The sequence below is a fragment of the Streptomyces deserti genome (assembly GCF_054782695.1).
In genome coordinates, this window is record NZ_BAAGRZ010000001.1 from 719670 (window position 1) to 732417 (window position 12748).

Consider the following 12748-nt stretch of genomic DNA (forward strand, 5'->3'; position numbering starts at 1 on the left):
GCGACGCGGCGCATGGTGATCGGGCCGGTCAGCGGGCCGGTGGGCGGCTCCCCGCCGCCCTCCACGGAGAGGAGCAGATCCACGGTGACGAAGTCCGCGAGCCGGGGAACCGCCACATCGGCCAGCTCCTGTGCGCTGCGCGCCATGTCCAGGGTGCTGCCGATGCGGCTGCTGGCCTCGTTGAGCAGCAACAGCCGCTGCCGGGCCTCGTACTGCTCCGTGATGTCACGTGCGGCGAAGCCCACTGCGCACAGCCGGCCGGAGGAGTCTTTCAGCGGGGCCAGGGACACCGACCAGGCATGCTCGCGACTCTCGCCCGGGACTCGCAGGACGTGCTCCAGGTGCTGCCGTTCGCCCGTCTCCAGCACCAGCCGCATGGCCCGCTCGGTGTTCTCGGCTTCCGGACTGTCCGGCACGATCTCCGGCATGCGCATCCCGCGCATCTGTTCGTCGGTGAGAGCCACTGTTCTCTGCATTTCGGCGTTCGCCCGTACGGACCGCAGATCGGTGTCGTAGATCGCCAGAATGCACGGCGACTGGTCGAACCCCGACCGCACCAGCGCGTCACTCACAGGCGAGGCCGGTCGGCGTGCGGCCGTCCACACCACGAGCCAATCGGCCCGGTCCGCCGCCGCCCGACGGTGCGCGAGCAGGTCCGCCTCCACACAGTGGCCATCGCGGTGACGCAGCGTTATCCGGCCCTTCCAGGTCTCACGACCGGACAGGGGCCGCGTGGCCGTCTCGGTGACATCCTCCGCGAGCAGGCGGGCCGCCGCCCGCCCCACCACCTCTTCGCGGCTGTAGCCGAGCAGGCGCGAGGCGCCCTGGCTCCACCCGGTTACGACGCCCCGCTCATCGACGGTCGCCGTTGCCGGATGGACGGCGTCGAGCGGATCATCCGGCCGGTCTCCAGGAGCGGAAAGGCCGCGCATCTTCACCGCCCCTTTTCCTCTCGGTAAGCCGCTTTGGCATCTCACCTCGACGGCGAAACGGCCCCACGACAATCTTCTCATTTCGCCCCTTTCGCGGGGGGTGTGGCCATGGCGTCGTCGCGTTGCTGGAAGGCATCAAGGTCGTCGTAGGGCGGGCCGAGGAGCTCGGACGGGTCACCGAAACGGTCCGCGTCGTAGCGCACCGCCCGGAAGGGTCGGAGCTGCAACGGGGTCCGCTCGGGAGAGGGAACAGCAGGGGCGGGCATCGAATCTCCTGGAAAAGGCAGGACCCAGCAGGGGCGGGACACCATGCGGTGCCCCGCCCCCGGGCCTGAGGACCGGTGGGTCAGACGGTCGCGGCGAGCGGCTCGGAAGCGGGCTGCGCCGCCAGTCGGCCGGTGCGATGCAGCCCGTACAGAGCGGCCGCGCACGCCAGGCCGAGCGCGATCAGCGTGATCCACGGCAGCTCGGGCATCCCGGCCGCCCGCGCGGCGTCGAGCGCGGCGCCCGTGCCGAGGTTCCCGACGGTGATGCCGATGCCGCAGATCGTGTTGTACAGCCCGTAGTGGGTGGCGACGAGGCGGTCACCGGAGAGGCGGACGATGGTGTCCATCTCGAACGGATACGCGATCATCGTGCCGATGGCCAGCAGCAGCGCGGCGAGCGTCGGCGGAACCGCCGCGAGCAGCCACAGGCCGATCCCGGACTCCGGTACCGGCACGGCGGTGGCCGGCAGCAGCGGGACGAAGGCCAGGCCCATGGCCGCCAGCCCGCGCACGAGCGCCTGCCCGGGCTCGTACCGCGCCTTGCACCACGCCGTCACCCGCGTCTGACCGAGGATCGTGCTCAGCCCGGAGACCGCGAAGAGCACCGCCACCGCCGCCGTGCCGAACTCCCCGTCACCGCCGAGCCGGCGCACCTCCAGCGGCAGCGCCAGATAGACCTGGAAGGTCAGGACGTACGAACCGATCATGGCGACGGAGAAGAGCAGGAACGGCCGGTTGGCGAGGATGCCGCGCCACTGGGCGAGCATGCCCTGGCCGCCGTCACCGTTCTTCAGCTTGGCGTCCTCGGCCCGCCGGGCGGGCAGCGCGCGGATCTGTACGACGCTCAGCAGTGCGAAGATTCCAGCCGCCACCAGGCAGGTGACGCGGAAGTCCACCCCGGTCAGCACCATGCCCACCAGCGGGCCCAGCAGGATGCCTGCCTGGTAGAACACGTTGAACAACGCGAACGCCTCGACCCTGCGCTCCCCCGCGTCGGCCGCGAGGTAGGCCCGTACGGCGGGGTTGAACAGCGCACCGGCCAGCCCGGTGGCCGCGGACGCGGCGAGCAGCGCGGCCAGTGAGTCCACCAGTCCGAGCGTCGCGAAGCCGAGGGTGCGCAGCACGCACCCGGCGACGATCATCGGCTTGTAGCCGAGCCGGTCGGCGAGCGTGCCGCCGACCAGGAACATGCCCTGCTGGCTGAAGTTCCGTACGCCGAGGACGAGTCCGACGATCCAGCCGGCCATCCCGAGGGTGCCGGAGAGGTGGGCGGCCAGGTAGGGCATGAGCATGTAGAACCCGAGGTTGATGGTGAACTGGTTCACCATCAACAGCTGGACGCTGCGTTCGTACGACCGAACCTGGGTGAGCAGCCCCTTCACCGGTCCTCCTCCGCAGAGTCGGACTCGACGGCGGGAACGCCCTCGGCGACGTCCTGCTCCGTGCCTGGCAGGGTGAGGGGATCGACCACGGTGGTGCACCGGGTCCAGCGGGTGACCTCCTTCTCGTCCAGGCGGCCGATCAGCTCCGGTTCGGGCGCCGGTGGGGAGTCCAGAAGGCCGTGGGCGGCGCAGTAGTCGTCGTCGTAGACCGTTCCCAGGTAACGCTGCGGGCCATCGGGGAAGATCGTGACGATCCGCGCGTCCGCGGGCATCGTCCGGGCCAGCCAGCCGGCCACCAACGCGACCGCGCCGACACTCCACCCGCCGGTGGCGTAGTGGGAGGCGGCCAGTTGGCGGCACGTCCACACCGACTCGTGCGGGGCGACCCAGTGCACCTCGGAGAAGTTCTCGTAGGCGACGTTGCGGGGGTAGATGCTGGAGCCGAGCCCGCGCATCAGCCGGGGCCGGGCGGGCTGGCCGAAGATCGTCGAGCCGGTCGTGTCCACGCCTACGACGGTCAGCTCCGGGTAGAGCTGGCGCAGGACCCGGGAGACGCCGGCCGAGTGGCCGCCGGTGCCGACGCTGCACACCAGTACGTCGATGTGGCCCATCTCGGAGGCGAGTTCAAGGGCCAGTGGGGTATAGGCGGCGACATTGTCGGGGTTGTTGTACTGGTCAGGGCACCAGGAGCCGGGGTGCTGCTCCAGCAGCCGCTGGACGCGCTCGCGGCGGGCCTGCTGCCAGCCGCCCGTGGGATGCGGCTCGGAGACGACGTTGACCTGGGCGCCGTACGCGGTCAGCAGCCGGGTCATGGACAGCTCCAGCCCCGGGTCGGTGACCAGGGTGACCGGGTGGCCGTACACCATTCCGGCCAGAGCCAGCCCCAGGCCCAGGGTGCCGCTCGTCGACTCGATGATCCGTCCGCCGGGCCGCAGGTCACCACGGGCCCGGGCCCGCTCCACCATGTGCAGGCCCGGACGGTCCTTGATACCTCCGGGGTTGAACCCTTCAAGCTTCGCCCAGAAGCCACGCCCGGCCGGGGCCAGCGGCTCCGACACCCGCAGCAGCGGGGTGTTGCCCACCAGCCCGGACAGGGCCGACTGGCCCGAGTTGACCGCGGCCTTGGTCAATGACTGCATGTCTGTGTTGTCACTCTCGCTCGATGAATGCACGGTGAGGGTTCATCTCGCGCGCCACGTCGACAGGACGGACCGTGGGTCCGCGTTCAGAGCAGGGGCGCGCGGCAGCCGACGGGGTCGGTTCGGCTGCGAGCGAGTGGTCTAGATCCGCCACCGCGACGTGCGGACAAGCGCCGCGCGGCCGGTGCGTGCGCTGCGACGTCTGCGAGATTCATGCCGTACGAGGGGTCTTCCCAGCACCACGGACACGGCGATGAGTACGACCACGGCCATCGCGCCGAGGGGAAGATCCTCCACCGACTGGGTCCCGGTACGGACGATCATGTCCGCCGCACAGTCCTCGGCCTGGTGAGGGCCGTGGGGCTCATGAGGCTCCCCGCCCGCGGCCATCGCCGACGAGACGGCGGGGACGGACACCGGCCCGTGCGTCTCCTCGGACAGGCCGTGGATGACGGCGCACAGCATGAGCGCCATCAGCAGGGCGCCGCGGACCGCCGAGACGAGTCGGCGCCGCCTTGATGAGCCGCATGGGGCCCATGGGGCGTGCGTAGGCATACGGGAATGTGTCGGCACAGGTCCTCCGCGCTGCTGCCACGTCTCCGACGAGTACGGAGCAAGGCACAGGCAAGGGTGGGGGCAGGACGGCATCGACGAACGTGACGACCCATCATGAGCACGGGACACGACGCTCGTCGCGCGGCATCAGCCGAACCGGTGACGATCGGCAGGCCGGTTGGGGGACGCCGTACTTCTAGACCTGCTGCACCACGGAGGCTGCTCTGAGCGCCGCGGGTGAGGCACCGTCCCCGGGCCTACCAGAGACAGGCGCTCGCCCGATCGAGGCGTCGTCGGCACTGGTCGATTCGCGAACCGACGCTGCGAAGCAGGGCGATGCCGGACCAGGGCCCTGCTGAGGCTGCCCGGATACGCACTGCTCGCCAGGATGTGACGGGTCATGACCGCCGTGGTGATCGTCCGGTTCCGCGGCGAACAGCGGCGCAGGCCCGACGGCTGGATGGCGAACGTCATCGCCCGAGAAAGCCGCGGGTGCCGCCGCGCTGGCGAAGAGGTGTCCTTTGACACTCTCGACATGCACGCCGTGTGTCACGAGGATCCCGAACAGAAGCACGGCCAAGGCCAGCACGCGCGGCAGCGGACCCACACCGGAGCGGGTCCTCGCTGTGCGCCAGGGCGACCAAGCCGTAACCATGCCGTGATCCTAGTGGCTCCTCGGCAGTGCTCGACCACCACTCCCGAAACACCGGATCAACTCGTCAGGTGAATGGCTGGTTTGCTGCGGCGAGTGTGCAGGCCACCCCAAGGGTGCCCACTCAGAGCGCCGGGCGCGGTCCGGCACCGGAGTCCGGTGCCGGACCGGGGGCCTCAGTGTGCGTGCCCGGCCTCTTCCTCCTCGGCGGGCTTGGTCTGCGAGGGCTGCTCGGGCTCGTCGCCCACGCCGCCCGCGTGCACCGTGAAGGCCGCCGTGCGCACCTCGCCTGCGTGCCGGAAGTCCAGGAACAGGCGGTACGGGCCGGCGCTGGGCGCCGTAGCCGTGAAGGAGATCTCAGGGCCGGGCCGGGTCTTACCGTCGCCGGGCTCGCCGTTCGGGTGGACGTGGAGGTAGGCGAGATCACCGGAGCGCAGGGCGACCAGGTGGCCGTAGGCACCCAGGTACGGCTGAAGGTCACGGACCGGCGTGCCCTCCTTGGTCACCGTCAGCGTCAGTTCACCGGCCTTGCCGGGGGTCAGGTCGCCGTCGAGCTTCACCTCGTAACCGTCGATCGTCGCGGTGGTGTTGTGCTCGGGCAGCTCGGCGGGCTCGTACGTGCCGGACGCCGCGAGGTCCGCGCCGAGGGTGAGCGCCTCGCCGCCCTTCGGCTTGAAGTCGGCGAAGACGCGGTAGCCGCCGGCCTTGGGCAGGTTCACGGGGGCGGACCAGGTGCCGTCGGCGGCCCGTGCGGGGTGCAGATGGCGGTAGACGGTCAGGTCGCGCGAGGCGAGGATCAGGTGCAGTTCCTTGTCGTGCTCGCGCTGGTACGCGGTGACATTGCGGCCGGTCCCGTCCTGTACGACAGCGAAGCGCAGCTCGCTCTTCTTGCCGGCCTCGATGCGCGGGGTCTTCAAGTCGAGCGTGTAGCCGTTCCTGGAGATCTCCAGGCCTCCCGGCGGTGCCGCCTCGTGCCCTCCTCCCTTCGCCTCGTGGTGCCCGGGCGCCTTTTCTTCGCCGTGCCCGGCGGCGTGCCCTTCAGATCCATTGTGGGTGCCGCTCTCCGGCTCGGGCGAGATCGCGTCGACCGCTCCGCCCACGCCGTAGGCGGCGCCGAAGGTCGTGGCGAGCGCGGCGGCGAAGACGGTGATCCGCAGTCCGGTATTCATGGCCAGCTCCTCATCCCATGGGCCGCTGGGCGTGCGACCGACACAGCTCAAAATACCCCTAGGGGGTATAAAGTCAAGCCGGACCACCCCTTGCGACCGCATACCCACCAGGGGTATACATGGAGCCGTTGCAAATACCCCCGAGGGGTATAAGTCGCTAGCTGTGGAGGATCCCATGTCGAACTGCTGCACCCCCAACGGAAGCTGCCACACCACCGCGGAGATCAAGACCACGTACAAGGTCGACGGCATCGGCAGTGCCCACTGCCAGGGCGTCGTCGCCCATGCGGTGGGCGGCCTGGACGAGGTCACCGCGGTCGACATCGAGATCGGCACCGGCCTGGTCACGGTGACGACCGCGGCCGAGCCCGACGAGGCGCTCGACGCGCTGATCGCCAAGACCGTCGACGAGGCCGGCTACGACTTCGCCGGCCGCGTGGCCGCCTGAACGACCCATGAGCCGGGCGGGGGCCGCACATCCTCGCGGCCCCCGTTCTCCCTGTCCTCTTTCGCACATCGCGTCCGTGAGCTCCGAGGAGCAGACATGACCACCACCACGCCCGGCGCCGCCGAGGTCGAACTCGCCATCGGCGGCATGACCTGCGCCTCGTGCGCCGCCCGGATCGAGAAGAAGCTCAACCGCCTGGACGGGGTCGAGGCCACCGTCAACTACGCCACCGAGAAGGCCAAGGTCACCTACCGCGAGGACGTCGCCGTCTCGGACCTGATAGCTGCGGTCGAGGCCACCGGCTACACCGCGCACCAGCCCGAGCCGGTACGCACCGACCCAGAAGCCGACAGCGGCCCCGCACAGGACGAGAGCGACGAACTGCGGCCCCTGCGGCAGCGGTTGACCGCCGCGGTCGCACTCGCCATCCCCGTGATCGCGATGGCCATGATTCCGGCGCTCCAGTTCGAGTACTGGCAGTGGCTCTCGCTCACGCTGGCGGCACCTGTGGTGACGTACGCCGCCTGGCCCTTCCACAAGGCCGCATGGACCAACGCCAAGCACGGCGCCGCCACCATGGACACACTGATCTCGGTCGGCACGTCGGCGGCGTTCCTGTGGTCGCTGTGGGCGCTGTTCTTCGGCACGGCCGGAACGCCCGGCATGACCCACCCCTTCGAGCTCACCATCGCCCGCACCGACGGCGCCGGGAACATCTACCTCGAGGCCGCGGCCGGTGTCACCGCCTTCATCCTGGCCGGCCGGTACTTCGAGGCCCGGTCGAAGCGGAAGGCGGGAGCGGCGCTGAAGGCCCTGCTGGAGCTGGGCGCCAAGGAAGTCACCGTCCTGCGTGACGGACGCGAAGAACTCATCCCCGTCGGTGATCTGAAGGTCGGCGACCGGTTCCTGGTCCGGCCGGGCGAGAAGATCGCCACCGACGGCGTGGTCGTCGAGGGCTCGTCCGCCGTCGACGCCTCCATGCTCACCGGCGAGTCCGTGCCGGTCGAGGTCGGCACCGGAGACGCCGTCACCGGCGCCACACTCAACGCCGGTGGCCGCCTCGTGGTCGAAGCCACCCGCGTCGGCGCCGACACCCAGCTCGCCCGCATGGCCAAGCTGGTGGAGGACGCGCAGAACGGCAAGGCCGCCGCCCAGCGGCTCGCCGACAAGATCTCCGCGGTCTTCGTCCCGGTCGTGATCGCCCTGGCGCTCGGCACTCTGGGCTTCTGGCTCGGCAACGGCGCGGGGCTGACCGCCGCCTTCACCGCAGCCGTCGCCGTCCTGATCATCGCCTGCCCGTGCGCCCTGGGCCTGGCCACGCCGACCGCACTCATGGTCGGCACCGGGCGCGGCGCCCAACTCGGCATCCTCATCAAGGGCCCGGAGGTCCTGGAGACGACGCGCAAGGTCGACACCATCGTCCTGGACAAGACCGGCACCGTCACCACCGGCAAGATGACCCTGCTCGCCGTGCACACCGCCGACGGCACCGACGAGGACGACGTCCTGCGTCTCGCCGGCGCCCTGGAGCACTCCTCCGAGCACCCCATCGCCCAGGCCGTCGCCTCCGGCGCCGCCGCACGCGTCGGCACGCTCCCCACTCCGGAGGACTTCGCGAACATCGCCGGACTCGGCGTCCAAGGCATCGTCGAGGGCCACGCGGTCCTGGTCGGACGCGAGAAGCTGCTCGCCGAATGGGCCATGTCCCTGCCGGAGGAGCTGCAGCGCGCCAAGGCCGAGGCCGAGGCGGCAGGTCGTACCGCCATCGCGGTCGCCTGGGACGGCGAGGCCCGCGCGGTCCTGGAGGTCGCCGACGCCGTCAAGGAGACCAGCCCGGAGGCCATCAAGCGCCTGCGCGCCCTCGGCCTGACCCCGATCCTGCTGACCGGCGACAACACGGCGGTCGCCGAAGCGGTCGCCGCGGAGGTGGGCATCGCCTCCGAGCACGTGATCGCCGAGGTCATGCCGCAGGACAAGGTCGACGCCGTCAAGCGCCTGCAGAGCCAGGGCCGTTCGGTCGCCATGGTCGGCGACGGCGTCAACGACGCCGCCGCACTCGCCCAGGCCGACCTGGGTCTCGCGATGGGAACGGGCACGGACGCCGCGATCGAGGCGGGCGACCTGACGCTGGTGCGGGGTGACCTGAGGGTCGCGGCGGACGCCATCCGCCTCTCCCGCAAGACGCTGGGCACCATCCGATCCAACCTCTTCTGGGCCTTCGCCTACAACGTCGCCGCCCTGCCGCTCGCCGCCGCCGGCCTGCTCAACCCGATGATCGCTGGCGCCGCGATGGCCTTCTCCTCGGTCTTCGTGGTCGGCAACAGCCTCCGACTGCGCGGCTTCCAGCCCACCGACCGCTGAACCGCCGACGAGGAACGGGAGACCACCGTGCCCGGACACCACGCCCAACGGGACGACATAGTCCGACGGCTGCGCCGGATCGAGGGCCAGGTGCGAGGACTGCAGCGCATGGTCGAAGAGGACGCCTACTGCATCAACGTCCTCACCCAGGTCGCCGCAACCAACGCCGCGCTCCAGTCCTGCGCCCTGGCCCTGCTGGAGGAGCACCTCAACGGCTGCGTCACAGAGGCGATCGTGGAGGGCGGCGAGCAAGCCCAGGCAAAGGTCAGTGAAGCATCCCAGGCGATAGCCCGGCTCGTACGGGCCTGACCACCGAACTTCCGGGCCCGAGCGGATCATTCCGCTCGGGCCCGGTTCGCTGTTTCATCGCCCTTGTGGATTCCGTGGGGGTCGGTCACCAGCCGGCCCGGGCCCGATGGCCGGCCGAATCCACGTGCGGGTAACGACCATGAGGTGCGACAGAACGGGGATGCTCGTAAGCCCGACTACTACGAAGTGCGACAGAACGGGGATGCTCGCCGGGCTGGACAACTTCACCATCGGGACGACTCAACGCCTCGTCAACCAGCTGGTCAATGCTGAGCTTCGACAGCGAACCACGGCGTTCACGAAGCCCGTTGAATCGCTTGCCGAGCAGGCCGTGCTGCGCGCCCCCAGTGACGAGGAGCTGCGAAGAACCGGCCTCCGACGCGGTGAGGTGACGGTACAGCTCATGTTCGACCCGCCAGAGCATGTGCGCCTGCCGATCAACGACGATGAGATCGTGGACAGGGCACTTGCCATCAAGCCGCTGTCGGGTGCGAGGTGACCATGCTCACCTACGACACTGGCCAGGCGACCTGCGCCCGCGTCGCGGGCCTGCGCCCTGAAGCTCAGCATGCCGTTGGGCGACGAGCCGGAACAGCAGACGACCGACAAGAGGAAGCCCCCGTCCGGTGAACGAGGGGTTCAGGTACCAGCCGGCCGTAGGGGTGGACAGGCGGAATCGACAGCGGCTCGGCTCAACCACGGCCTGCTTGAGAACGGACGGGCGTCCGGCTTGAGCACAAAGGGCCGTCCGGCACCGGTTGCCCGGTGCCGGACGGCCCTTCGACGGTTCTCTTTCCCTGCTTGTCCTGGTGAAATGCGGCGTCGCGGCAATTGCTCCACCTGCGCACCAGGCGCGGACACCGCATTTCAGACGCCGGCCCGCTCGCCCTGTGCCGTCGAAGTGGCGTCGGTCTGCGGGGCGGCCGCCGCCTGGTCGCTCCGCATCACCAGCAGGGTGATGAGTCCGCCGGCTGCGGCGATCACTGCGGCCCAGACGAAGGCCGCACTGAACCCGTCCGTCAGCGCGGGCAGGTTGCCCAGCTGACCCGCGCCCTGCGACGTGGCCACCGCGGTCAGCGCCGCGAGACCCAGCGCCGACCCCACCTGGTAGGTGGTGTTGACGATGCCGGACGCCAGACCGGCCTGCTCCTGCGGCGCCCCGGACATCGCGGCCATCATCGCCGGGATGTAGGCGAGCGACATGCCGAGCGCCGCGACCAGCGAGGCGGGCAGGACGTCGACCACGAAGGTGCCCGTGGGCCCGACAGCGGACAGCCACAGCAGCCCTGCCGCGAGAACCAGCAGACCGCCGCCGATCATCGGCTTGGCGCCGAACTTTGCCATCAGCCTGGCCGTGATCGCCGTCATGAAGATCATCAGCAGGCCGGTCATCGGCAACAGGGCGGCGCCGGACGCGAAGGCCCCGTAGCCGAGGACCTGCTGGAGGTACAGGTTGAGGAAGTACCACATGGGGATCCACGCGGCACCGAGCAGGGTCATCGCCAGATTGGCCGAGCCGAGCCGCGGGACACGCCAGATGCCGAGCGGCATCAGCGGCTCGCGCACGGTCTTCTGGATCACGAAGAAGAGCACGAGCAGCGCGGCGGCACCGGTCAGCTGGAGCACGGTGCCGGTGGAGGCCCAGCCGACCTCCGGCGCCCGGACGATGGCGAAGACGGCGAGCGCCAGGCCTGCCGTGACCGCGGCGGCTCCGAGCACGTCGACGGCACCGCGGCGACTGCCGACGGCGGGCAGCAGCTTGGTGGCCGCCAGGGTGGCGACGCCGATCGGGACGTAGATGATGAAGATCCACGGCCAGCTCAGCCACTCGGTGAACACACCGCCGAGGAAGACACCGGCTGTACCTCCCGCGGGTGCGGCTGCGCCGTAGAGCGCCATGGCCTTGCCGAGCTCCTTCGGGTCGTGTGCGAAGAGCATCATCAGCAGGGTCATGGCCGAGGGAGCGATCAGCGCACCGCCCACGCCCTGGACGGCACGGCCGAGGACCTCCACCCACGCGGTCTGCGCGGCGGCCGCGACGATCGAGCCGGCGATCAGTACGACCCAGCCGGTGTTGAAGACCTTGCGCGCTCCCAGCAGGTCGGAGAGGCGTCCGCCGAGCAGGAGCAGTCCGCCGAAAGCGATGACGTAGGCGTTGAAGACCCACTGCAGCTCGCCCTGCGAGAAGCCCAGGTCCTTCTGCATCTCGGGGAGCGCCACCCCGATGATGGACGTGTCCATGATCACCATGAACTGGGCGGCGGCGAGCACTACCAGCGCCCACCAACGCCTGGGATTGATGGCTGACATTGGTTCCATCCCCTTCCATACATACCCCCTGGGGGTATCTGACGGCTGCACGGTAACATACCCATGGGGGGTATGTAAGAGGGTGGAGACAGGGACATCCGGCTACGACCGCGAGCCCCCTCTGGTTCCTCGCTCGCACCTACGGCCCACCTACGGCCGGATCGGGCGCTGCCCAGAACGCCCTCAGCGGCGCGCGCAGGAGCGTCGAGGGCGCCACCTTCAAAACGCCGCTCCAGCTCACGGCGCAGCCACGAACACCGGCGGCGTCGAGAACAGCCGGTTGTAAGGGACTCAGCCACCCCTCAGCCGGCCGGGTCTTTGCAGTGCCGATCGATCAGGGATTCATTCATGTGCGCAGCGGCCGCTGCCGCGCATGCTTTCGATCAGCGGTGATTCCGGCCGTGCTCGCGCATTCCGGTGGCGAGCACTCCCACCGCGAAGACCAGGACGAGGATGAAGGTGGCGATACCGAGGACGTCCTGAAGTCCACTGGCCAGGCCGCTGTAGCCCACGTCGACGCCGAAGATCACAGAGCACACGCCCGCGACAAGGGCCGTCCAGCCAAGCCAGCCAGGGATCCGGCGACTGACGAGAATCGCAGCCCCGAAGAGCGCAAGGGTCAGCCCGAGCATGATCCGGAAGTAGCTCTGGAACCCCCATTCCAGCCAGCGGACCGTCTCGGCGTTGGCGAAGCGGATCTCCTTCTCTGTGCCCGACGCGCTGACCCACGAGTCGACGGCCTGCTTCAGCCCCACACCATCCAGCCCCTGCAGCACAGCCCAGATCGCAGCAGTCGCGACAGCTGCTGCCGCCCCGAGCTGCGCGACCAGGAAAGGCCCGCCCGCCCCGCGCAGCACGCGGTACAGCACGAGCAGGCCGCTCAGCGTCACCAGGACCCCGATGAACTGGCCGAGATGAACGGCGACCCAGCTGCTGCTCTCCGCGTACTCGGTGAAGATCGCGGGGTGGTCGTCTTCCTCCCCTGAAGGATGCAGTGCCGCGGTCAGAATGACATTGAGAAGGAAACCCCCGAGCATGAGTCCGCCGGCGATCGTCAGCCCGCGTCGCCGGAAGTCAGCTGTGTCCGCCCCTTCGGCACCCCGCGCATCCGGACTCATGAACGGTCCCCAGTCCTCTCGATGTCACCGACCGACGTACGTGAGGATCACCAGATGCAGTCGCTGTCCCACGACACGCGGGCCCACTTCACCCGAATGAGGCTGAT

The 12748-nt window shown here is 69.7% G+C and carries 11 protein-coding genes and 1 pseudogene; 4 read left to right on the forward strand and 8 right to left on the reverse strand.

Annotated features, from left to right (window positions below):
* Window positions 1-203 precede the first annotated feature (203 nt).
* The 6 genes and pseudogenes from ACYVMZ_RS03270 to ACYVMZ_RS03295 all read right to left on the reverse strand — a co-directional run.
* A pseudogene (locus ACYVMZ_RS03270) lies at window positions 204-1013 on the reverse strand (PAS domain-containing protein); the annotation flags it as partial.
* A complete protein-coding gene (locus ACYVMZ_RS03275; protein WP_461075187.1) occupies window positions 1010-1198 on the reverse strand; it encodes a hypothetical protein in 189 nt (62 codons plus the stop codon). The pseudogene ACYVMZ_RS03270 and the gene ACYVMZ_RS03275, both read right to left, overlap by 4 nt.
* 80 nt (window positions 1199-1278) lie before the next feature.
* Window positions 1279-2580 (reverse strand): MFS transporter, encoded by a 1302-nt coding sequence (locus ACYVMZ_RS03280; RefSeq protein WP_461075189.1) that lies wholly within the window; start codon window positions 2578-2580, stop codon window positions 1279-1281.
* Window positions 2577-3719, reverse strand: coding sequence for a PLP-dependent cysteine synthase family protein (locus ACYVMZ_RS03285; RefSeq protein ID WP_461075191.1), 1143 nt, complete (start codon window positions 3717-3719; stop codon window positions 2577-2579). The genes ACYVMZ_RS03280 and ACYVMZ_RS03285 overlap by 4 nt, the downstream gene beginning before the upstream one ends.
* 141 nt (window positions 3720-3860) lie before the next feature.
* Window positions 3861-4274: a hypothetical protein gene (locus ACYVMZ_RS03290; protein ID WP_461075193.1), complete on the reverse strand. Its 414-nt coding sequence runs from the start codon at window positions 4272-4274 to the stop codon at window positions 3861-3863.
* Window positions 4275-5102: 828 nt separating this feature from the next.
* The gene (locus tag ACYVMZ_RS03295; RefSeq protein ID WP_461075195.1) at window positions 5103-6095 is read right to left on the reverse strand and encodes a hypothetical protein; all 993 of its coding nucleotides are present in this window, start codon (window positions 6093-6095) and stop codon (window positions 5103-5105) included.
* A gap of 175 nt (window positions 6096-6270) precedes the next feature.
* On the opposite strand from ACYVMZ_RS03295, the gene ACYVMZ_RS03300 reads away from it, so the two are divergent.
* The 4 genes from ACYVMZ_RS03300 (at window position 6271) to ACYVMZ_RS03315 (ending at window position 9712) form a co-directional block, all read left to right on the forward strand.
* Entirely contained in the window at window positions 6271-6543 is a 273-nt protein-coding gene (locus tag ACYVMZ_RS03300; protein ID WP_461075197.1) for a heavy-metal-associated domain-containing protein, read from the forward strand.
* A 96-nt stretch (window positions 6544-6639) separates the two neighbouring features.
* Entirely contained in the window at window positions 6640-8904 is a 2265-nt protein-coding gene (locus tag ACYVMZ_RS03305) for a heavy metal translocating P-type ATPase (RefSeq protein WP_461075199.1), read from the forward strand.
* Window positions 8905-8931: 27 nt separating this feature from the next.
* Window positions 8932-9213 (forward strand): metal-sensitive transcriptional regulator, encoded by a 282-nt coding sequence (locus ACYVMZ_RS03310; protein ID WP_461075201.1) that lies wholly within the window; start codon window positions 8932-8934, stop codon window positions 9211-9213.
* 202 nt (window positions 9214-9415) lie between these two features.
* Entirely contained in the window at window positions 9416-9712 is a 297-nt protein-coding gene (locus ACYVMZ_RS03315; RefSeq protein WP_461075203.1) for a hypothetical protein, read from the forward strand.
* Between the two features lie 368 nt (window positions 9713-10080).
* Here ACYVMZ_RS03315 and ACYVMZ_RS03320 read toward each other — a convergent pair whose 3' ends face one another.
* Together ACYVMZ_RS03320 and ACYVMZ_RS03325 are read right to left on the reverse strand one after the other, a co-directional pair.
* Complete coding sequence (locus tag ACYVMZ_RS03320) at window positions 10081-11523, reverse strand: MFS transporter (protein ID WP_461075205.1); 1443 nt, start codon at window positions 11521-11523, stop codon at window positions 10081-10083.
* A 383-nt stretch (window positions 11524-11906) separates the two neighbouring features.
* On the reverse strand, window positions 11907-12641 hold the full coding sequence (locus ACYVMZ_RS03325; RefSeq protein WP_461075207.1) for a hypothetical protein: 735 nt from the start codon (window positions 12639-12641) through the stop codon (window positions 11907-11909).
* Window positions 12642-12748: the final 107 nt, after the last annotated feature.

Bases quoted from the DNA above. Each gene is read 5' to 3' on its own strand.
- ACYVMZ_RS03320 (WP_461075205.1), bottom strand. From the start codon at position 11,523: ATGTCAGCCATCAATCCCAGGCGTTGGTGGGCGCTGGTAGTGCTCGCC.
- ACYVMZ_RS03295 (WP_461075195.1), bottom strand. From the start codon at position 6,095: ATGAATACCGGACTGCGGATCACCGTCTTCGCCGCCGCGCTCGCCACG.
- ACYVMZ_RS03315 (WP_461075203.1), top strand. From the start codon at position 9,416: ATGCTCGCCGGGCTGGACAACTTCACCATCGGGACGACTCAACGCCTC.
- ACYVMZ_RS03290 (WP_461075193.1), bottom strand. From the start codon at position 4,274: ATGCCTACGCACGCCCCATGGGCCCCATGCGGCTCATCAAGGCGGCGC.
- ACYVMZ_RS03325 (WP_461075207.1), bottom strand. From the start codon at position 12,641: ATGAGTCCGGATGCGCGGGGTGCCGAAGGGGCGGACACAGCTGACTTC.
- ACYVMZ_RS03285 (WP_461075191.1), bottom strand. From the start codon at position 3,719: ATGCAGTCATTGACCAAGGCCGCGGTCAACTCGGGCCAGTCGGCCCTG.
- ACYVMZ_RS03300 (WP_461075197.1), top strand. From the start codon at position 6,271: ATGTCGAACTGCTGCACCCCCAACGGAAGCTGCCACACCACCGCGGAG.
- ACYVMZ_RS03305 (WP_461075199.1), top strand. From the start codon at position 6,640: ATGACCACCACCACGCCCGGCGCCGCCGAGGTCGAACTCGCCATCGGC.
- ACYVMZ_RS03275 (WP_461075187.1), bottom strand. From the start codon at position 1,198: ATGCCCGCCCCTGCTGTTCCCTCTCCCGAGCGGACCCCGTTGCAGCTC.